The sequence below is a fragment of the Kitasatospora brasiliensis genome (assembly GCF_032654805.1).
Classification (GTDB): domain Bacteria; phylum Actinomycetota; class Actinomycetes; order Streptomycetales; family Streptomycetaceae; genus Kitasatospora; species Kitasatospora brasiliensis.
The window spans coordinates 91,436-109,968 of record NZ_JAUOOW010000010.1 but is presented as its reverse complement, the minus strand read 5'-3'; the positions used below and the strand labels follow the sequence as shown (position 1 = coordinate 109,968).

Annotated in this window: 20 protein-coding genes; 7 read left to right on the top strand and 13 right to left on the bottom strand. The window is 73.1% G+C overall.

Annotated elements, in window-relative coordinates; all coding sequences use genetic code 11:
- Positions 1-48: 48 nt before the first annotated feature.
- The 3 genes from QWJ13_RS32085 to QWJ13_RS32075 all read left to right on the top strand — a co-directional run bounded on the left by QWJ13_RS32085 (position 49) and on the right by QWJ13_RS32075 (position 4,069).
- Positions 49-1,311 (top strand): PTS transporter subunit EIIC, encoded by a 1,263-nt coding sequence (locus tag QWJ13_RS32085; RefSeq protein ID WP_316528987.1) that lies wholly within the window; start codon positions 49-51, stop codon positions 1,309-1,311.
- Between the two features lie 431 nt (positions 1,312-1,742).
- Positions 1,743-2,786 (top strand): LLM class flavin-dependent oxidoreductase, encoded by a 1,044-nt coding sequence (locus QWJ13_RS32080; protein WP_316528985.1) that lies wholly within the window; start codon positions 1,743-1,745, stop codon positions 2,784-2,786.
- The gene (locus QWJ13_RS32075; RefSeq protein WP_316528984.1) at positions 2,783-4,069 is read left to right on the top strand and encodes an LLM class flavin-dependent oxidoreductase; all 1,287 of its coding nucleotides are present in this window, start codon (positions 2,783-2,785) and stop codon (positions 4,067-4,069) included. The genes QWJ13_RS32080 and QWJ13_RS32075 overlap by 4 nt, the downstream gene beginning before the upstream one ends.
- Positions 4,070-4,164: 95 nt before the next feature.
- Here the strand turns inward: QWJ13_RS32075 and QWJ13_RS32070 are convergent, their stop codons facing one another.
- The 4 genes from QWJ13_RS32070 to QWJ13_RS32055 form a co-directional block, all read right to left on the bottom strand.
- Positions 4,165-4,395: a hypothetical protein gene (locus QWJ13_RS32070; RefSeq protein WP_316528983.1), complete on the bottom strand. Its 231-nt coding sequence runs from the start codon at positions 4,393-4,395 to the stop codon at positions 4,165-4,167.
- Positions 4,396-4,603: 208 nt separating this feature from the next.
- Positions 4,604-5,938 (bottom strand): hypothetical protein, encoded by a 1,335-nt coding sequence (locus tag QWJ13_RS32065; protein WP_316528981.1) that lies wholly within the window; start codon positions 5,936-5,938, stop codon positions 4,604-4,606.
- Between the two features lie 241 nt (positions 5,939-6,179).
- Entirely contained in the window at positions 6,180-6,926 is a 747-nt protein-coding gene (locus tag QWJ13_RS32060) for an MBL fold metallo-hydrolase (protein WP_316528980.1), read from the bottom strand.
- Between the two features lie 233 nt (positions 6,927-7,159).
- Entirely contained in the window at positions 7,160-7,351 is a 192-nt protein-coding gene (locus QWJ13_RS32055; RefSeq protein ID WP_316528979.1) for a MarR family transcriptional regulator, read from the bottom strand.
- A 163-nt stretch (positions 7,352-7,514) separates the two neighbouring features.
- On the opposite strand from QWJ13_RS32055, the gene QWJ13_RS32050 reads away from it, so the two are divergent.
- Positions 7,515-7,952 carry a type II toxin-antitoxin system PemK/MazF family toxin gene (locus QWJ13_RS32050; RefSeq protein ID WP_316528978.1) on the top strand — a complete coding sequence of 146 codons (438 nt, stop codon included), beginning with the start codon at positions 7,515-7,517 and terminating at the stop codon, positions 7,950-7,952.
- Here the strand turns inward: QWJ13_RS32050 and QWJ13_RS32045 are convergent.
- The 7 genes from QWJ13_RS32045 to clpS form a co-directional block, all read right to left on the bottom strand.
- Entirely contained in the window at positions 7,949-8,917 is a 969-nt protein-coding gene (locus tag QWJ13_RS32045; protein ID WP_316528976.1) for a PLP-dependent cysteine synthase family protein, read from the bottom strand. The genes QWJ13_RS32050 and QWJ13_RS32045 overlap by 4 nt on opposite strands.
- A gap of 89 nt (positions 8,918-9,006) precedes the next feature.
- Entirely contained in the window at positions 9,007-9,285 is a 279-nt protein-coding gene (locus tag QWJ13_RS32040; RefSeq protein WP_030242903.1) for a MoaD/ThiS family protein, read from the bottom strand.
- A gap of 124 nt (positions 9,286-9,409) precedes the next feature.
- Positions 9,410-9,529 (bottom strand): putative leader peptide, encoded by a 120-nt coding sequence (locus QWJ13_RS32035; RefSeq protein WP_310593142.1) that lies wholly within the window; start codon positions 9,527-9,529, stop codon positions 9,410-9,412.
- Positions 9,530-9,668: 139 nt separating this feature from the next.
- Positions 9,669-10,100, bottom strand: a complete 432-nt coding sequence (locus QWJ13_RS32030; protein ID WP_316528975.1) for a M67 family metallopeptidase — start codon at positions 10,098-10,100, stop codon at positions 9,669-9,671.
- Between the two features lie 65 nt (positions 10,101-10,165).
- Complete coding sequence (locus QWJ13_RS32025; protein ID WP_316528974.1) at positions 10,166-11,620, bottom strand: amino acid permease; 1,455 nt, start codon at positions 11,618-11,620, stop codon at positions 10,166-10,168.
- A gap of 232 nt (positions 11,621-11,852) precedes the next feature.
- A complete protein-coding gene (locus QWJ13_RS32020; protein WP_316528973.1) occupies positions 11,853-12,425 on the bottom strand; it encodes a DUF2017 domain-containing protein in 573 nt (190 codons plus the stop codon).
- A 108-nt stretch (positions 12,426-12,533) separates the two neighbouring features.
- A complete protein-coding gene (gene clpS, locus QWJ13_RS32015; protein ID WP_316528972.1) occupies positions 12,534-12,827 on the bottom strand; it encodes an ATP-dependent Clp protease adapter ClpS in 294 nt (97 codons plus the stop codon).
- Positions 12,828-12,967: 140 nt separating this feature from the next.
- Between clpS and QWJ13_RS32010 the strand changes: the two genes are divergently transcribed.
- Together QWJ13_RS32010 and QWJ13_RS32005 are read left to right on the top strand one after the other, a co-directional pair.
- Complete coding sequence (locus QWJ13_RS32010) at positions 12,968-14,290, top strand: nicotinate phosphoribosyltransferase (protein WP_316528971.1); 1,323 nt, start codon at positions 12,968-12,970, stop codon at positions 14,288-14,290.
- Positions 14,291-14,476: 186 nt separating this feature from the next.
- Positions 14,477-15,067: an isochorismatase family protein gene (locus QWJ13_RS32005; protein WP_316528970.1), complete on the top strand. Its 591-nt coding sequence runs from the start codon at positions 14,477-14,479 to the stop codon at positions 15,065-15,067.
- A 118-nt stretch (positions 15,068-15,185) separates the two neighbouring features.
- On the opposite strand, the gene QWJ13_RS32000 is transcribed toward QWJ13_RS32005, so the two are convergent.
- Positions 15,186-16,187: a hypothetical protein gene (locus tag QWJ13_RS32000; protein ID WP_316528968.1), complete on the bottom strand. Its 1,002-nt coding sequence runs from the start codon at positions 16,185-16,187 to the stop codon at positions 15,186-15,188.
- Between the two features lie 256 nt (positions 16,188-16,443).
- On the opposite strand from QWJ13_RS32000, the gene QWJ13_RS31995 reads away from it, so the two are divergent.
- Positions 16,444-17,088, top strand: coding sequence for a hypothetical protein (locus QWJ13_RS31995; RefSeq protein ID WP_316528966.1), 645 nt, complete (start codon positions 16,444-16,446; stop codon positions 17,086-17,088).
- Positions 17,089-17,160: 72 nt separating this feature from the next.
- Here the strand turns inward: QWJ13_RS31995 and QWJ13_RS31990 are convergent, their stop codons facing one another.
- Positions 17,161-18,309 (bottom strand): cation diffusion facilitator family transporter, encoded by a 1,149-nt coding sequence (locus tag QWJ13_RS31990; RefSeq protein ID WP_316528964.1) that lies wholly within the window; start codon positions 18,307-18,309, stop codon positions 17,161-17,163.
- Positions 18,310-18,533 lie beyond the last annotated feature (224 nt).

Here is an 18,533-nt window from a genome sequence, read left to right as displayed (position 1 = left end):
CGGCCCTGTGCCCTCCCCCGACCGCCATGCCGTTAGGAACCCACCCCCATGAGTCAGTCTGCGCAGGCACCGGCGCCCGCCACGGCTCCGACGCCCCTCAAGAAGTTCGGCCAGGACCTCCTCCAGGGCCTCCAGAAGATCGGCCGCAGCCTTCAGCTGCCGGTCGCCGTCCTCCCGGCCGCGGGCATCCTGCTCCGGCTCGGCCAGGACGACGTGTTCGGCAAGGACGGCCTCGGCTGGGGAAAGGTCGCCCAGGTCTTCGCCACCGCCGGTGACGCCGTCTTCGGCAACCTGGCCCTGCTGTTCTGCGTCGGCGTCGCGATCGGCTACGCCAAGAAGGCCGACGGTTCCACCGCGCTGGCGGCCCTGGTCGGCTACCTGGTCTTCAAGAACGTGCTGACCGTCTTCCCGATCGACGGCAGCGTCACCGAGGCACTGCCCAAGGGCAAGCCGCAGGACCCGGGCGTCTTCGGCGGCATCATCGTCGGCCTGCTGAGCGCCGTGATCTGGCAGAAGTACCACCGCAAGAAGCTCGTCGACTGGCTCGGCTTCTTCAACGGCCGCCGCCTCGTCCCGATCATCATGGCCTTCGTCGGCACCCTGCTGGGCGTCATCATGGGCCTGATCTGGGGCCCGATCGGCACCGGCCTGACCCACGCCAGCGACTGGCTGACCGGCCTCGGCGCCGCTGGTGCCGGCATCTACGGTGTCGCCAACCGCGGTCTGATCCCGGTCGGCATGCACCAGTTCCTGAACACCTTCTTCCAGCAGCAGGTCGGCAGCTTCACCGACGCCTCCGGCCACACCTGGACCGGCGACATCCCGCGCTTCTTCCACGGCGACCCGACCGCCGGCCAGTTCATGTCCGGCTTCTTCCCGATCATGATGTTCGGCCTGCCGGCCGCCGCCCTCGCGATCGCCCACACCGCGCGCCCCGAGCGCCGCAAGGCCGTCCTCGGCCTGATGATCTCGCTCGCGCTGACCAGCTTCGTGACCGGTGTCACCGAGCCGATCGAGTTCTCGTTCATGTTCATCGCCCCGGTGCTCTACCTGATCCACGCGGTGCTCACCGGCGTCTCGATGGCCGTGACCTGGGCCCTGGGCGTGCACGACGGCTTCGGCTTCTCGGCCGGCCTGATCGACTACGCGCTCAACTGGAACCTGGCCACCAAGCCGTGGATGATCATCCCGATCGGCCTGGTCTTCGGCGCGATCTACTACTTCGTGTTCCGCTTCGCGATCATCAAGTTCAACATCAAGACCCCCGGTCGCGAGGACGACGACGAGATCGAGGACGTCACCAAGGCCTGACGCCCGCGTCACCGCCACGCCGAAGGCCCCGGCCCCGCCGCTGCTCCCCCAGCGGCGGGGCCGGGGCCTTCGGCATGTTTCCCCCTGCAACATGGTGGTTGACGGACCGACGGAGGCCCTGGTCAACTGAAGCGGTGAACGCCTCGTGCCCGCTGGTCACCCGCAGCCACATCGACTTCGGTCGCGTGTGGTCCGCGGCGTGTCGCGGCTGAGCTGACCGTTCCCCCGCCGCCGCCCGGCTGACGTCCCGCCCGGCGCCGGTCCCTCCCTCCCCCCGCCCGTACGGGCTCCGCCCCCGGGCCGCCACCGCGCACCCGCGGACACCCGCGCCGCCGTGCCTCCGTACGTCCGTACGTCCGTACTACGTCCGTACCTCCGCACGGCCGGGCGCCGGTGCCCGCACGCGTCCGCACGAGGAAGTCAGGCTCACCATGCCCCGCCAGCTGCACCTGTCCGCCGCCCTCGACAGCCCCGGCCGCTTCGACCCCGGCCACTACGCCTACCTCGCCCGCCTCGCCGAACGGGCCACCCTGGACTTCGTCACCCTCGACGACTCCTTCGCCGCCGCGCCGAGCCGCCCCGACGCGCTCGCCGCCCTCGCCCGGATCGCCCCGCTGACCGACCGGGTCGGGCTGGTGCCGACCGTCACCACCACCCACACCGAGCCCTTCCACACCTCGATCTCGGTCAACACCCTGGACTGGGCCAGCGAGGGCCGGGCCGGCTGGCTGGTCGGCGTCTCCACCACCGAGGCCGAGGCGCGCGCCTTCGGCCGCCGCCCGGTCGCCCCCGAGGACGAACTGTGGGCCGAGGCCGCCGACGCCGTCGAGGTGGCCGCCCGGCTCTGGGACAGCTGGGAGGACGACGCCGAGATCCGCGACACCGCCACCGGGCGGTTCATCGACCGCGACAAGCTCCACTCCATCGACTTCACCGGCCCGCACTTCTCGGTCCGCGGTCCGTCCATCACCCCGCGCCCGCCCCAGGGCCGCCCGGTGGTCGCCGTGCCGGTCGCCGCCGCCGACCTCGCGCCGGACGCCTCCCCCGGCGGGCGCGCCCGGGTCGCCGCCGCCATCCGGCACGCCGACGTGGTGCTGCTCGACGCCCCCGACCGCGCCACCCGGCTGACCGCCGCCACCGAGCTGCGGCTGCGGGCCGGCGAGCAGCCGCGCATCCTCGCCCGGCTCGACGCCACCCTGTCCGCGCTGACCGACCGGGCCGCCGAAGAGCGGCTGCTCGCCGAGCTCACCGCGGGCGGCACCGGCGTCGACGGCTTCCACCTCGCCCCCGCCGACCCGCTGCGCGACCTCGCCGCGCTGGCCGACCGGATCGCCCCCGCCCTGCGCGCCACCGGGCTGCTGCGCGCCGAGTACACCGGCCGCACGCTGCGCGACCACCTCGGCCTGGCCCGCCCGGCCAGCCGCTACGCCACTGCCACTGCCCCTGCTCCCACCCTCGCCGAGGTGACCCGATGACGGACCGACCGCTCAAGCAGATCCACCTCGCCGCGCACTTCCCGGGCGTCAACAACACCACGGTGTGGAGCGACCCGGCGGCCGGCAGCCACATCGAGTTCGCCTCCTTCCGCCACCTCGCGCAGACCGCCGAACGCGGCAAGTTCGACTTCTTCTTCCTCGCCGAGGGCCTGCGGCTGCGCGAGACCAAGGGGCTCATCCACGACCTGGACGTGGTCGGCCGCCCCGAGTCGATCACCGTGCTGAACGCGCTGGCCGCCGTCACCGAGCGGCTCGGACTGGCCGCCACCGTCAACGCGACCTTCAACGAGCCGTACGAACTGGCCCGCCGCTTCGCCTCCCTGGACCACCTCTCCGGCGGGCGCGCCGCCTGGAACGTGGTCACCTCCTCGGACGCCTTCACCGGGGAGAACTTCCGCCGCGGCGGCTACCTGGACCGTGCCGACCGCTACACCCGGGCCGCCGAAACCGTCCAGCTGGCACGGGAGTTCTGGGACGCCGGAGAGCAGCCCGTACGACACTCCGGCCCGCAGTTCGAGGTCGAGGGCCGGCTCTCGCTGCCGCGCCCGCCGCAGGGCCACCCGGTGGTGATCCAGGCCGGGGACTCCGACGAGGGCCGCGAGTTCGCCGCCGCCACTGCCGACGTGATCTTCTCCCGGCACTCCACGCTCGCCGAGGGCCAGGCCTTCCACGCGGACGTCAAGCGCCGGCTCGCCGGGTACGGGCGCAAGCCGGACGAGCTGAAGATCATGCCGGGGGCCACCTTCGTCCTCGGCGACACCGACGCCGAGGCGGCCGAGCGGGCCCACGAGATACGCCGGGCCCAGGTCAGCCCGCAGACCGCGATCAACTTCCTGGAGCAGGTCTGGGGCGTCGACCTGTCCGACCACGACCCGGACGGGCCGCTGCCGACCGTCGACCCCGACCCGGCGAGCACCGTCGTCCAGGGCCGGGTCCGGCACGGCGACCCGGTGGCCGTCGCCGAGCGGTGGCGGGCGGTGGCCGCGGAGAAGAAGCTGACCAGCCGCGAGCTGGTGATCGAGGTGACCGGCCGGCAGTCCTTCATCGGCTCCCCCGCCACCGTCGCCGAGCGGATCGACCACTTCGTGCAGAACGACGCCGCCGACGGGTTCATCCTCGTCCCGCACCTGACCCCGGGCGGCCTGGACGAGTTCGTCGACCGGGTGGTGCCGCTGCTCCAGGAGCGCGGGGTGTTCCGCACCGACTACGCCGGTCCCACCCTGCGGGACCACCTCGGGCTGCCCGTACCCGGGCGGGGCTGAACGGGCACGGCCCGCCCGGAACACCGGGCGGGCCGTGCCCGGAAGGACGGCCGGTCGTCGGCGAAGACGCCGACGGCCGATACGCCCGGCGGGACCTAGTTGCCGAAGATGCCGATACCGGAGACGCCCGGCGCGACCTCGTTGCCCCAGATGCCGACGCCCGAGACGCCCGGCGCGACGACGTTGCCGAAGATGCCGACGCCGGATACGGCGTGCGGCCCCGTGGCGGCGAAGGCCTGGCCGGCCGTCACGGCGCCGCCCGCGACCAGCGCGGCGGTGAACGCCACCGTCGAGACGAGGCGACGGGCACGGTTGTTCTTGCGCATGGAATTCCCCCTGGATTCCGCTCCGACGCGGGCCGGGCCGCGTCCGAACAGCACGAAGCAAGCCTGGTGACTGAGTGGTGCGCCGGCGGCCGGTCCCGGTCTCCCGCCGCTCACTTACCAGGACGCGCGGGAGCCACGGAGGTTGCAGGTGGTTCCGAAGTTTTTCGGGAACCCCCCGCGCACCCTCGTGGCACCGGCGCTGACCTGCTCAGTTGGTGCGGCGGCGGCGGACCAGGGTGAAGGCGGCGGTACCGGCGCCGACCAGGACGGCGCCGAGGCCCGCCATCAGTCCGGTCCGGTCGCTGTCCGTGCCGGTGGAGGCCAGGTTCGCGTCCACCGGCTGGACGGCGGCCGCCGCCGGGGAGCCGGCCGTGGAGGCGGTGGCGGCCGCCGGGGTGGCGGGCGCCGCGGTGACGTCGCCGGCCGACTGGACGACGGGCGCGCCGCCGTCCTGGTGCGAGCCGGTGGAACCGCCGGAGCCGGACGAGCCCTTGGAGCCGGACGGCGGGGTCGCGGTCGCGGTGGCTTCGAAGGTGGCGGTCGGCTCGGGCGTGCTGTCGGGCTTCGGCGCGGGAGCGTCGATCCGGACGGTGGCGCCCTGGGAGCACATGGTGGTGCCCATGAAGGGCGTGTTGCCCTCGTTGACGAACACGCAGGGGTTCAGCTGGGTGGTGCCGACCGGGACGCCGGCGGGGTAGCCGACCCGGACCCGCTTGATGTGCGAACTGTTCGGCGCCGCCGAGGAGTTGCGGCCGTCCAGGTAGTGGCCCGCCAGCGTCTCGCCTTCGGTGGTGACGGCCGGCAGGGCGGTCCAGCCGCCGTCCGCGCCGCGAACCTCGACCTTGGCGCTGCGGTCGACGAACAGCACGTTGCCGAGGTTGGTGTAGGCGGACGGCGTCGGGTTCCTGAGCACCACGTCGAACTCGATCGGCGCCCCGCCCCGGACGGCGGTGGCCGGGGCCCCGGACACGCCGTTCCTGATGCCGTCCACGGCGATCCGGTGGGTGTCGGTGAGCGGCTCGGTCTGCGCGGGGTCGTCGCCGCCCCGCAGGGTGGTGTGGAAGCTGAGGGCCAAGCCGGTGCTGCCGTTGGTCGCACCGTCGTGGGGCGAGCCCATCGGGACGCCGATGCGCAGCCGGACGTCCGTGCCGCCCGCCGGGACGGGAAGCGCGGCGGTGGCCCCATCGGTGGACATCCCGTCCTCGCCGGGGTGCTGGGTCAGGCCCACGCTGCGCCAGTCGCCGTGCTTCCCGTCGAAGTAGTCGAGGCTCAGGGCGCGCGGCGGCGTCCCGAGGTCGCTGCCGATCTCGAAGCTCAGCACGGCGGTGGTGTCCCCACCCGTGTTACCGATGTGCTCGGTGAACTCGACCGGCCCGCCCGCGAAACCGACGACCGCCGGGGTGTGCACGGTGAGGCTGAGCTGCCCGGCGGCGGCGAAGGCCGGGGCGGCCGTCACGGCGCCGCCGGCGATCAGCGCGGCGGTGAGGGCGACCGCCGGGACGAGGCGGTGGGCCCGGTGCGGGGCACGGTTGTTCTGGCGCATGGTAATTCCCCCTGGATTTCCGCTCCGGGCGCGGGTGCGGCGCGTCCGGACAGCACGGAGCAAGCTCGGTGAATCGGTGAGGTGTGACGGCAGGGCCCGACGGACCGGCCGTTTCCGGCGGGTGTTCCCGCCGCTCACTTACAAGGACGTGCGAGGGGCGCGAAGGTTGCAGTCGGTTCCCCGACTTTCTCGGGAACCCGTGCAACCCCGTGAAATGTCGTGAAGAACCCCGCCGGCCTGCTCAGATCTCGTACACCGCGCCGGCCCGGGCGACGTCGACCGGCCCGGGGAAGGCGGCCAGGGCGTCCCGGCGGTTGCGCTCGGCGTCGGTCCACGGGGGGATGTGGGTGAGGACGAGCCGGCGGGCGTCGGCCGCGGCGGCGTGCTCGCCCGCCTCGCGGCCGTTGAGGTGGATGTCCTGGTAGGTGTCGCGCCCGTCGATGTACGCGGCTTCGCAGAGGAAGAGGTCGCTGTCGCGGGCGAGTTCGACGAGTGCGGCGCTCTCGCCGGTGTCCCCGCTGTAGACCAGCGAGCGGCCGTCGTGCTCCAGCCGGAAGGCGAAGGCGTCGACGGGGTGGTTGACCTGGGCGACGGAGATCCGGAACGGGCCGAGTTCGAAGCCGCCGGGGGTGAGCGTGCGGAACTCGAACACCTCCTTCATCCCGGGGTTCTCCGGCATGTCGTAGGCGCGGGCGAGCCGCTCGGCGGTGCCGGCCGGGCCGTACACGGGCAGCAACTCGGGGCAGCCCTCGGCGCGGTAGTTGCGGGCCACCCAGTACGCGCAGAGGTCGATGCAGTGGTCGGCGTGGAGGTGGCTGAGCAGCACGGCGTCGACGTCGTAGAGGCCGGTGTACTTCTGGAGCGCGCCCAGGGCCCCGTTGCCGAGGTCGAGGACGACGCGGAAGCCCTCGGCCTCGACCAGGTAGCTGGAGCAGGGCGAGTAGGCGGACGGGAAACTCCCCGAGCACCCCACCACGGTCAGTTTCATCCGAGCCCCTCCGCCCCGACACGTCCTGGATGCTGCCGACGGACGGCGTTCGCCGCACGCCTGGAAACCGGCATGGAAAACGGCAGGCCGGGCCGGTGAACCGGCCGGTAGCACTGCGTTGGTGTGTCGAGGGTAAGGGCGGAGCGGCACTTTGCCCCCGTCCCCGTGCCGGGCTGTGGGCGGAATCACCAGAACGCCCGGGGCGGGTGTGCGGCCTGTTGACGGGCCGGTGATCAGCGACTCCTGGGGCGGTTGCGGGCCCAGGTACGGATGGTGAAGGGGAACCAGCGCGGGTGCCCGCTGCCGTCGATCACGTCCGGATCGGGCAGCAGCCGGTGGCGGCGGTAGCTGCGGACGGTGGCGGGCCGGACGTTGATGTGGCGGGCGATCTCGGCATAGGACCACAGCTCGGGGACACGGGCCACGGGGCACCTCCGGGGGGACGGGGGCGGACGTACGTGACGCAGCCTTGCCGGGTCCGGGCGGGGCTCGGGGCACGGAAACGGGCATCGTGGCCGTTCCGTGACGAACCGGGAGCAATGCGGGGACAAATGCCGGACTGTCACGGCCGGCCGGTACGGTTCGGGCATGACCGGTACCTGGCTCGTCCTGTCGCTCCTGGGCGTCGCGCTGCTGGCCGTCGCCGTGACGGCGCTGCGGCGGCGCACCCGCCCGGCCGCGCGCCCGGCCGGCCCGACCGCCCCGCGGCCGCGCACGGGGACCGCTCCCCGGCCGCAGGAGATCTGGTGGGCCGAGGTGCCGTTCGAGGACGGCCCCGGCTCCAAGGACCGGCCGTGCCTGGTGCTGCGGGTGCGCGGCCGGAAGGCCACCGTCGCGAAGATCACCAGCAAGCACCACGCCGAGCGCCCGGGCGTGCTGGCGCTGCCGCCCGGCGCGGTGGGCGACCGGCAGGGCCGGACCAGCTGGCTGGAGACGGACGAGCTGCGCGAGGTGCCGCTGTCCGCCTTCCGCCGCCGGGCCGGCACGCTGGACGAGCGGGTCTGGCAACGCGCGCTAGCGCCCTAAGCCCAGAGCTGGCCCTGGAGGGCCTCGACGGCCGCCTCGGTGGACTCGGCGGTGTAGATGCCGGTGGACAGGTACTTCCAGCCGCCGTCGGCGACCACGAAGACGATGTCCGCGCGCTCCCCCGCGGCCGCCGCCTTGCGGCCGGCGCCGATCGCCGCGTGCAGGATGGCGCCGGTGGAGACGCCCGCGAAGATGCCCTCCTGCTGGAGGAGTTCGCGGGTGCGACGGACGGCGTCCGCGGAGCCGACGGAGAAGCGGGTGGTGAGCACCTCGGCGTCGTACAGCTCGGGGACGAAGCCCTCGTCCAGGTTGCGCAGCCCGTACACCAGGTCGTCGTAGCGCGGCTCGGCGGCGACGATCTTCACGCCGGGGACCTTCTCGCGCAGGTAGCGGCCGACGCCCATCAGGGTGCCGGTGGTGCCGAGGCCGGCCACGAAGTGGGTGACGGTCGGCAGGTCGGCGAGGATCTCGGGGCCGGTGCCGGCGTAGTGGGCGCCCGCGTTGTCGGGGTTGCCGTACTGGTAGAGCATGACCCAGTCGGGGTGCTCGGCGGCGGTCTCCTTGGCGATCCGGACGGCGGTGTTGGAGCCGCCGGCGGCCGGGGAGGAGATGATCTCGGCGCCCCACATGCGGAGCAGCTCGCGCCGTTCCTCGCTGGTGTTCTCGGGCATCACGCAGACCATCCGGTAGCCCTTGAGCTTGGCGGCCATGGCCAGCGAGATGCCGGTGTTGCCGCTGGTGGGCTCCAGGATGGTGCAGCCGGGGGTGAGCCGGCCCTCGGCCTCGGCGCGCTCGATCATGTGCAGGGCCGGGCGGTCCTTGATCGAGCCGGTGGGGTTGCGGTCCTCCAGCTTGGCCCAGAGGCGCACCAGGCCCTCGGTGTTGCCGGGGATGGCGGCGGACAGCCGCGGCAGGCGGACCAGCGGGGTGTTGCCGACGGCTTCGAGCGGACTGTCGTAACGCAAGGGAGGCCTCCGGCCAACGTGGAGAGGGGGTGGCTCCCCCGCCCTACCCCCCTGTCACGGCGGGGGCGGGGGCGGGGGGAGCCGGGAGGTCAGCGGGCGCCGCCGGCCACGGCGGGCAGGATGGTGACGCTGTCGCCGTCGGCGAGGGCGGTGGAGATGCCCTCCAGGAAGCGGACGTCCTCGTCGTTCAGGTAGACGTTGACGAAGCGGCGCAGCTCGCCGCCTTCGACCAGGCGGGCGGCGATGCCCGGGTGGCGGGCGTCGAGGTCGGTGAAGAGTTCCCCGAGGTTGCTGCCGTTGCCCTCGACGGCCTTGGCGCCGTCGGTGTAGGTGCGGAGGATGGTCGGGATGCGGACCTCGATGGCCATGAGTGCGCTCCTGTGCGACTGGTGGAGGTGGGTGGGCCGCGGCGGACGCGGCGGGGGCGGGCGGGCGCCCGGGACTCGGCGCCGCCGGTGGGACGGCGGGCCGGGTGACGTGGTGAAGCGGCTCTCAGCGCGAGCGCGCGGGCGTGCCGGGACAGATCGCGCCGGCGTGCCGGCACAGGTCGATGTGCAGGCGCGCCACGAGGCGGGTGCCCGGGGCCTGAGTGCTCACATCGACGGAACGCATGGGTTCATCGTATAGATTCCCGGGCCCGCTCCGACATGCCCGTCTCGGGATCCGGATGTTCTCGTCCCTGGGGTTGAGACGACGGCGGCCCGCCACCCCTTCGGGAGGGGTCGGCGGGCCGGTTCCGCGGGGATGCCGGTCAGGCCTGGTAGGCGTCGACGACCTGCACGTCTTCCTCTGTGATCTCGCCGTCCACGATGCGGAACGAGCGGAACTGGTAGGGGTCGTCCTCGCCGCTGCCCTCGGCGGTGGAGACCAGGACGTAGTGGGCGAACGGCTCGGAGGCGTAGCTCACGTCGGTGCGCGAGGGGTAAGCCTCGGTGGCGGTGTGCGAGTGGTAGACGATCACCGGTTCCTCGTCGAGGTCGTCCATCTCGCGGTAGAGCTTGAGCAGGTCGCCCGAGTCGAACTCGTAGAAGGTGGGCGAGCGGGCCGCGTTGAGCATCGGGATGAACCGCTCGGGCCGTCCGCTGCCGGCCGGTCCGGCGACCACGCCGCAGGCCTCGTCCGGGTGGTCGGCGCGGGCGTGGGCCACGATCCGGTCGCGGATTTCTCGGGTGATGGTCAGCATGCGGTCAGGATAGCCACGCCCCGGCGGACCCAGAACGGGTGTCCACCGGGGCGTCCGAGGAGTGGTCAGCGGGCGTCGAGGTTGCCGTCGGCGGCGGGCAGCTGCTCCAGGGCGGGGGCGTGGACGGCCTGCGGGTCGCGACGCTTGAGCACCTGGTAGCCGACCACCAGCAGCAGGGCCCAGGCCGGGAAGACGAACAGCGAGATCCGGTTGTCCCGGTCCAGGCCGATCAGCACCACGACCAGGGCGAGGAAGGCGAGCGCGGCCCCGCTGACCCAGGCGCCGCCGGGCGCCTTGAAGCTGGGCGCCGGCAGTCGGCCGGCCTGCCAGGCCAGGCGGTAGCGGATCTGGGAGATCAGGATCATCGCCCAGGTCCACAGCCCGCAGACGGTGGCGACCGAGGTGATGTACTCGAACGCCCGCGCCGGGACGAGGTAGTTGAGCACCACGCCGACGCCCATCAGCAGGCTGGAGACGGTGATCGCGAAGGCCGGGGTGCGGCGGCTGTTGAGCTTGGTGAGGCGCCCCGGGGCCTGGCCGCTCAGCGCGAGGTCGCGCAGCATGCGGCCGGTGGAGTACATCCCGGAGTTGCAGGAGGAGAGCGCCGCGGTGAGCACCACGAAGTTGATGATGCCGGCCGCCGCCGGGATGCCGATCTTGCCGAAGGCGGCGACGAACGGGCTGACGCCGGGCTGGAATTCGGTCCACGGCACCAGCGAGAGGATGACCACCAGGGCGCCGATGTAGAACAGCATGATCCGCCAGGGCAGGGTGTTGATGGCCCGCGGCAGGGTCTTCTCGGGGTTCTCGCTCTCACCCGCGGTGACGCCGACGAGTTCGACGCCCAGGTAGGCGAACATGACGATCTGAAGGGTCATCACCGTGGAGCCGAGACCCTGCGGGAAGAAGCCGCCGTCCTGCCAGAGGTGGCCGAGTGACGCGGTGTCACCGGCCTTGCTGAAGCCCAGGGTCAGCACGCCGACGCCGATCAGGATCATGCCGATGATGGCGGTGACCTTGACCATCGAGAACCAGAACTCGATCTCGCCGAACAGCTTCACCGAGATCAGGTTGGCCGCGTAGAGCAGCACCAGGAAGGTCAGCGCGCTGATCCACTGCGGTATGTCGGGCGCCCAGAACCGCACGTAGACGGCGGCGGCGGTGGTCTCCGCCATGCCGGTGACGACCCAGAACAGCCAGTACGTCCAGCCGGTCACGTAGCCGGCGAAGGGGCCGACGAACTCCCGGGCGTACTCGGCGAAGCTGCCGGAGACCGGGCGATAGGTGAGCAGTTCACCGAGCGCCCGCATGATCACGAAGATCACCAGGCCGGCGACGGCGTAGGAGAGGATCAGGCTCGGGCCGGAGCGGGAGATCGCGGTGCCCGCTCCGAGGAAGAGGCCGGTCCCGATCGCTCCGCCGATCGCGATCATCTGGATCTGGCGGCTGCCGAGCCCACGCTCGTAGCCCTCCGTGTCAGGTGTTGCGTCGACCGTTTCGCCGTACGACTTCTCTGCCATGTGGCACCGTCCTGGTCGGTCTCAAGGGTGGAGAAGTCGTACCACGCGAGGTTCGGATAACGGCGTCCATCTGAGCGTTATTTGAGCATGACCTGGTATGTTTTGCCCGATTTTCATAAGAAATGCCCCGGCCGATCGTCCACATGCTGGACGAAACGGCCGGGGCTTGCCCGGAACCGGGCAGGATCGCTCCCCTCGGCGCCTCCTCGGCGACGCCACGGTGCCGCCGAGGTCAGTCCGCGATGGCCTCCAGCAGCGACTCCTGGAGGGCGCCCAGCCACAGGTACGCCATCACCAGCGGCTTGCGCTCGTCGCCGTCGGGCAGATCGTAGAGGCCGTCCTCGTCGTCCTCGGTGACCTCCAGCCGGACGCCGACGGCCAGCCGCAGGTCGTTCAGCGCGCCCAGCCAGCGCAGGCAGTCGGGGGCGCCGAGCTTGAGCACCCCGCCGTCGCCGAGGCCGTCCAGCGCCCGGACGACGAACAGCGCGTCGTCCCGCTTGCGGGCCCGCAGGTCCAGCTCGGTGAAGCGGCGGAACTCCCCGGACGCGACCCTGGACTCCTCGTCGCCCGGCTTCCCCGGATCGCCGTAGGCGTCCGGGAAGAACCGGGCCAGCACCGGGTCGGCGGGCGCCTCGGTCGGGCCCTCGGCGAACAGCGCGGCCAGCGGGTCGCCGTCCTCGCCGCCCGGGCCGGGGCCGATCAGCTCCAGCAACTGCACTTCCAGCGAGCGCAGGATGGAGGCCTCCCACTCGTCCAGCGCGATCGCCGCGCCGCCACTGCCGGTGCTCTCGAACAACCCAGCCATCTGTATCGGTCAGCCCGTCTTCGTCGTCTTCGGTCGTGGGGGCGGCGCTCCGGACCGGCCTGGGACCGGCTCGGGGCCGGCCCGGGACCGGCGCCCGTCGGCCCGGCGTCAGTCGTGTTGCAGCGTCGCCCAGAGGCCGTAGCCGTGCATCGCCTGGACGTCGCGCTCCATCTCCTCGCGGGAGCCGCTGGAGACCACCGCCCGACCCTTGGTGTGGACGTCCATCATCAGCTGCCGGGCCTTGTCCTTCGGGTAGCCGAAGTAGGCCTGGAACACATGCTGGACGTAGCTCATCAGGTTGACCGGGTCGTTGTGCACGATGGTCACCCAGGGCGTGTCCGGTTCGGTCACCGGCACCCCTTCGACCTCCGGGCGCTCGATCTCCACGGGCGCGACGCTCACGCCGGCTCCTCCTCGCTGCACAGTCCTCGGTGACCCCTCACGCCCCATGCTGCCATCCGAGGGACAGCCGGGCGATTCCGGCCCCGCCCGCCGAACGGGAAATCGTCAGTCTGACGCTAAGTGGTAGTAGCATCATCCTCATGGACGCCACTTCTGTGCGAGCGGCCGGCTCGACCGCGCTGCTCACCGACCGCTACGAGCTCACCATGCTCCAGGCCGCCCTGCGCAGCGGGGCCGCGCACCGCCGCTCCGTCTTCGAGGTGTTCACCCGCCGCCTGCCGGGCGGCCGCCGCTACGGCGTCCTGGCCGGCACCGGCCGGGTGCTCGACGCGGTGGAGGACTTCCGCTTCACCACCGCCCAGCTCGACTGGCTCTCCGACCAGGGCGTGGTCGACGAGGACACCCTGCGCTACCTCGCCGACTACCGCTTCCGCGGCGACATCCACGGCTACCCCGAGGGCGAGGTCTACTTCCCCGGCTCGCCGCTGCTCACCGTCGAAGGCAGCTTCGCCGAGGCGGTGATCCTGGAGACGGTGATCCTCTCGATCCTCAACTACGACTCGGCCATCGCGGCCGCCGCCTCCCGGATGACCGCCGCCGCCGGCGGCCGCCCGGTGATCGAGATGGGCGCCCGCCGGGCCCACGAGCAGGCCGCCGTCGCCGCCGCCCGGGCCGCGTACGTGGCCGGTTTCGCCGCCACCTCCGACCTGGAGGCCGGCTTCACCCACGGCATCCCGACCACCGGCACCGCCGCGCACGCCTTCACCCTGGTGCACGACAGCGAGCGGGACGCCTTCAAGGCGCAGATCGCCTCGATGGGCCGGGGCACCACGCTGCTGGTCGACACCTTCGACCTGCGCGAGGCGGTGCGCACCGCGGTCGAGGTGGCCGGCCCCGAGCTGGGCGCCGTCCGGATCGACTCCGGCGACCTCACCCTGCTGGCCCACCGGGTCCGCCGCCAGCTGGACGAGCTGGGCGCCGACCGGACGAAGATCATCGTCACCTCGGACCTGGACGAGTACGCGATCGCCGCCCTGGCCGCCGCCCCGGTGGACGGCTACGGCGTCGGCACCAGCCTGGTCACCGGCAGCGGGCACCCGACCTGCGCGATGGTCTACAAGCTGGTCGCCCGGGCCGAGACCGACGGCGGGCCGATGGTGCCGGTGGCCAAGCGCGCGGCCGGCGGCAAGACCAGCATCGGCGGCCGCAAGTGGGCGGCCCGCCGGCCCGACGCCGACGGCGCGGCCGAGGCCGAGGTGGTCGGCACCGGGCCCGTCCCGGAGGAGCTGCGGCCGCACCTGGTGCAGGTGCCGCTGGTGCTGGGCGGCGAGACCGTCGGCCGGGAGCCGCTGGGAGCCGCGCGCGACCGGCACATGCGCGCCCGCGCCGCGCTGCCGCTGTCCGCCACCCAGCTGTCCAAGGGCGACCCGGTACTGCCGACCGAGCTGGTCCTGCCCGCCTGATCCGGGACCCGGGTGCGGAAGCCCCAGGGCTTCCGCACCCGGGCACCACTCCCTAGAGTCAGCCGTAGAGTTCCCCGGAGCTCCCCGAGAACCTCCCGCGCCGCGCCCGGCCGGGCCGCGCATTCCCGAGGGCTCCCCCACCGGGGCGCCGCTCCCGCGGGCCCCCGAGATCCGAGGATGCCAGTCATGCACCGGGCACTGATCGTCGTCGACGTGCAGAACGACTTCTGCGAGGGCGGCAGCCTGGCCGTCGCCGGCGGCGCCGAGGTGGCCGCCGCCATCACCGACCTGATCGCCGAGTCCTCCCCCGCCTACCGGCACATCCTCGCCACCCGGGACCACCACATCGACCCGGGCGGCCACTTCTCCGCCGAGCCGGACTACGTCGACAGCTGGCCGCCGCACTGCGTGGCCGGCACCGAGGGCGTGGGCTTCCACCCCAACTTCGCGCCCGCCGTCATCTCCGGCGCGGTCGAGGCGGTCTTCGACAAGGGCGCCCACTCGGCGGCGTACAGCGGCTTCGAGGGGCTGGACGAGAACAACCGGGGCCTGGTGGAGTGGCTGCGCGAGCGGCAGGTCGAGGAGGTCGACGTGGTCGGCATCGCCACCGACCACTGCGTCCGGGCGACCGCGCTGGACGCCGCCCGGGCGGGCTTCACCACCCGGGTGCTGCTGGAGCTCACCGCCGGGGTGAACCCGGAGACCACCGCCGCCGCGCTCGCGGAGCTGCGGGCGGCCGGGGTCGAGCTGGTCGGCGCGCCGGTGGTGCGGTCGTAGCGGTTCCGCTCTCGCGACCGGTCGATGGTTCGGCCTTCGCGACTCGGCCTTCGCGACTCGGCCTTCGCGACTCGGCCTTCGCGACTCGGCTTTCGCGACTCGGCCTTCGCGACCGCGCTCAGACCACCATCAGCTCCACCACGTCCGTCCCGCCGACCCGGTACGCCTCGCGCAGTTCGCCGCCGACCGCGTCCGGGTCGGCGGCCAGCCGGGCCCCGGAGACGTACACCACCCGGATGCCCAGGTACTCCATCCGGTGCTGGCCGCCGTGCACCCAGGCGGCCTCGCCCTCGCTCACGCAGCGCAGCTCCGTGTCCACCTCCACCGCGACGCCCCGCTCCGGCCAGTAGAGGTCAGGGACGGCGATGTACGTGCCGCCGCGCATCCGCAGCTCGGGGGCGTTCAGCGGCGCGGGCAGCGGCGACTCGTCCAGCAGGTCGCCGATCCGACCCAGCGTCAGTTCCCGCTCGGCGGCGAGCAGTTCGTCGAGCGCGGCACGCACCCGGGGCACCCCGGTCAGCCCCGAGTCGGTCAGCTCGACCACCAACTCCCGCGCGGTGCACCGGTTCTCGCGCAGAGCGACGGCCTCCCGCAGCACCTCTCGCACCGGCGCCCCGCCCGGCCGGTCCGTCCACTCGGCCAGCGCGTCCGCGACCGCCCGGGCCACCGGCGCGCAGGCCAGGCCGTGCACCGACCGGGCCTCCAACTCCCGTTCGGTGCGCCGGATCCGCACCTCTCCGACGTCCTTGAGCCGGCGCTGGCGGGGCACCAGGACGTCCACTCCGGTCACCGCGGGCAGCCGGGGCACCGCGGTGAAGCCGTACAGCGCCAGCGCGGCCGCGCCGGTGAGCACCGCGCCCGCCCGGCGGTCCTCCTCGCGCCCGCTCTGCGCCGCGTACAGCAGCGCGGCCCACATCCGCTGCTCCGGCGTGGGCTCGGCGGCCTGCAACAGGTAGACCCGGGGCAGCAGCCGCTGCCAGGGCCCGCCCCGGCGGCAGTGCTCGGTGATGATCCGGGCCGGCACGCCCCGGGCGCGCAACTGGCTCGCGGTGACGACGTTCTGTTGACGCTTCGCCAGATCCTCCAGGGACGGCGGCGGCGACGGAATCCGGTAGCTCATGCCGACACCATCCCCAACCGCCCGGACCCCCGACCGGGACCCTGACGCACTGTTACTCAACCGTCGCGAAACCGGGATCAGCCGGCACTAAAGTCCTCATACCCTCACTCATTTGGCGTAAGTGACGCTCATCGGTTTGTCATATGTGATCGAAATCGATCGGAAACCTGGTCGCCTGACCCAGAGTGATCAAGGGCATACGGCGAGGGACCCACCGGGCGTCAATCCGGCCCCGGGAATTGCCTAGGCTTACGTCATGTCACGTGACGAGACCGCAGGCCTCCGCGCGGCCCAGCTCCGCCTCGGCCGTCTGCCCGGATACGTCCGCCGCCCGGACCCGGCACGCCGCAGCGGCGAGAAGGGCCATACATACAAGAAGGGCTGGGAGGTCCGCTTCACCGCCCGCAGTGAAGCCGAGATAGCAGAGATCCGCGACCTGGTGGTCGCAGCCGGGTTCGCCCCGGCCAGACCCTTCTTCAAGGGTCACCAACTCATCCAGCCCGTCTACGGCATGGCGGCCGTTCAGGCCTACCTCGCCGCCAGACAGGCTGCCGAGGAACACGCCGCCCGGACCGCGCTCGGCCGCCGGCGACGCGCCGCGGGGCTGGCCACGGGGGGCCACGCTTCCGGGGGGCACGCGTCCGGGGGGCACGCGTCCGGAGCGCATTCCTCCGGAGTGCATTCCTCCGGAGGGCATTCCTCCGGGTCGCACGCCGCGGGTGCGGCGCACCGGTGCGAACGCGAGGAGGCTGCCGCCGGGGCAGCTGCGGCGGCTGCGGCCGCGGCTGCCGCGGCGGCGCAGGCGGCCCGGCGGCGGGCCGTCGAAGCCTTCCCGACCCAGGTCGAACGGGACACCGCCGTCGACCGGATCTCCCCCGAGGAGGCCCGGACGACCTCCTGACCGGCGGCCGCTGCGCCCGCCCTCACGCCCCGGCCGGTCCCGTCCGGGCCGACCCCTCGCGGCCGGTCCCGCTCAGGCTGCCGGGGCGTGGTCGATGTGCACCGTGGCGGCCAGCAGTCGCGGGACAGCCCGGATCAGCGCCTGCTCCGCCGCCTCGGCCACCCGGTGCGCCGCCACCACCGTGAGCGTGCCGTCCACCACCACGTCCGCCTCGGCGCGCAGCGAGTGCCCGATCCACCGCATCCGCAGCGCGCCCACTCCGCGCACGCCGTCCACCCCGCGCAGCGCGTCCTCGGCGGCGTCCACCAGGCCCGGGTCCACCCCGTCCATCAGCCGCCGGCCCACCTCGCGCACCGAGCCGCGCAGCACCAGCAGGATCGCCGCCGTGATCAGCAGGCCGACCAGCGGATCCGCCCAGCGCAGGCCCAGCCCGGCCCCGGCCGCGCCGACCAGCACCGCGAGCGAGGTCAGCCCGTCGGTCCGGGCGTGCACGCCGTCCGCGACCAGCGCCGCCGAGCCGATCCGGCGGCCGGTGCGGATCCGGTAGCGGGCCACCCACTCATTGCCCAGGCAACCGACCAGCGCGGCGGCGGCCACCGCCACCAGGTGGTCCACCGGGCGGGGGTGCAGCAGCCGGTCCACCGCCGCCACCGCGGTGAACACCGCCGAGGCCGCCACGGTCAGCACGATCGCCACCCCGGCCAGGTCCTCGGCCCGCCCGTAGCCGTACGTGTAGCGGCGGTTGGCGGCCCGGCGGCCGAGCAGGAAGGCGATCCCGAGCGGGACGGCGGTCAGCGCGTCGGCCGCGTTGTGCACGGTGTCGCCGAGCAGCGCCACCGAGCCGGAGAGGGCCACGATGGCGGCCTGGAGCAGCGCAGTGACGCCGAGCACCACGAGCGAGATCCACAGGGTGCGCAGGCCCTCGGCGGAGGCCTCCAGCGCCTCGTCCACCCGGTCGGCCGCGTCGTGGGAGTGGGGGCGCAGGGCGTGGGCGAGGCGGTGGCGCAGGGCGGCGGCGCGGGAGTGCCCGTGCGCGTGGTCGGGGCCGTGGCCGTGTTCCGGAGCGTGCGCGTGGGCGTCACCGTGGTGATGACCATGCCCTCGTCCGTGGCGATCTCCGCCGTGATCCGTACCGCATTCCCCGCCACGGTCATGAGTGCGGTTGTGAGGGTGGTTGTGCGGGCGCAGGTTCGCGCCCTGGGCGTGGACGTCAGCCTCCATAAGGCCTACGGTGACACATCAACCGCCTTGCAGCCATTGCCGTCCTACACCCTCTGACCAGCTGCGACGCGCTCGCAACTACGTCACCCCCGCCACTGCGCAGCACTGCCCCGCCGGCCCCGCACCGGACCCCTTGCCCGGCCGCCCCGCCGCCCCGCCACACCCGGTCGCCACCGGAACCGGCCGGGCGGCGGCGGGTTCCGGGCATTCCATCGGATTGGTCA

Excerpts from the sequence above, each read along its gene's own strand:
- QWJ13_RS32065 (WP_316528981.1), bottom strand. The coding sequence starts at position 5,938 with ATGCGCCAGAACAACCGTGCCCCGCACCGGGCCCACCGCCTCGTCCCG.
- QWJ13_RS31995 (WP_316528966.1), top strand. The coding sequence starts at position 16,444 with ATGTCACGTGACGAGACCGCAGGCCTCCGCGCGGCCCAGCTCCGCCTC.
- QWJ13_RS32060 (WP_316528980.1), bottom strand. The coding sequence starts at position 6,926 with ATGAAACTGACCGTGGTGGGGTGCTCGGGGAGTTTCCCGTCCGCCTAC.
- QWJ13_RS32040 (WP_030242903.1), bottom strand. The coding sequence starts at position 9,285 with ATGGCCATCGAGGTCCGCATCCCGACCATCCTCCGCACCTACACCGAC.
- QWJ13_RS32050 (WP_316528978.1), top strand. The coding sequence starts at position 7,515 with ATGACCGGTACCTGGCTCGTCCTGTCGCTCCTGGGCGTCGCGCTGCTG.
- QWJ13_RS32020 (WP_316528973.1), bottom strand. The coding sequence starts at position 12,425 with ATGGCTGGGTTGTTCGAGAGCACCGGCAGTGGCGGCGCGGCGATCGCG.
- QWJ13_RS32080 (WP_316528985.1), top strand. The coding sequence starts at position 1,743 with ATGCCCCGCCAGCTGCACCTGTCCGCCGCCCTCGACAGCCCCGGCCGC.
- QWJ13_RS31990 (WP_316528964.1), bottom strand. The coding sequence starts at position 18,309 with ATGGAGGCTGACGTCCACGCCCAGGGCGCGAACCTGCGCCCGCACAAC.
- QWJ13_RS32000 (WP_316528968.1), bottom strand. The coding sequence starts at position 16,187 with ATGAGCTACCGGATTCCGTCGCCGCCGCCGTCCCTGGAGGATCTGGCG.
- QWJ13_RS32030 (WP_316528975.1), bottom strand. The coding sequence starts at position 10,100 with ATGCTGACCATCACCCGAGAAATCCGCGACCGGATCGTGGCCCACGCC.
- QWJ13_RS32005 (WP_316528970.1), top strand. The coding sequence starts at position 14,477 with ATGCACCGGGCACTGATCGTCGTCGACGTGCAGAACGACTTCTGCGAG.
- QWJ13_RS32075 (WP_316528984.1), top strand. The coding sequence starts at position 2,783 with ATGACGGACCGACCGCTCAAGCAGATCCACCTCGCCGCGCACTTCCCG.
- QWJ13_RS32070 (WP_316528983.1), bottom strand. The coding sequence starts at position 4,395 with ATGCGCAAGAACAACCGTGCCCGTCGCCTCGTCTCGACGGTGGCGTTC.
- QWJ13_RS32085 (WP_316528987.1), top strand. The coding sequence starts at position 49 with ATGAGTCAGTCTGCGCAGGCACCGGCGCCCGCCACGGCTCCGACGCCC.
- QWJ13_RS32035 (WP_310593142.1), bottom strand. The coding sequence starts at position 9,529 with ATGCGTTCCGTCGATGTGAGCACTCAGGCCCCGGGCACCCGCCTCGTG.
- QWJ13_RS32010 (WP_316528971.1), top strand. The coding sequence starts at position 12,968 with ATGGACGCCACTTCTGTGCGAGCGGCCGGCTCGACCGCGCTGCTCACC.
- QWJ13_RS32025 (WP_316528974.1), bottom strand. The coding sequence starts at position 11,620 with ATGGCAGAGAAGTCGTACGGCGAAACGGTCGACGCAACACCTGACACG.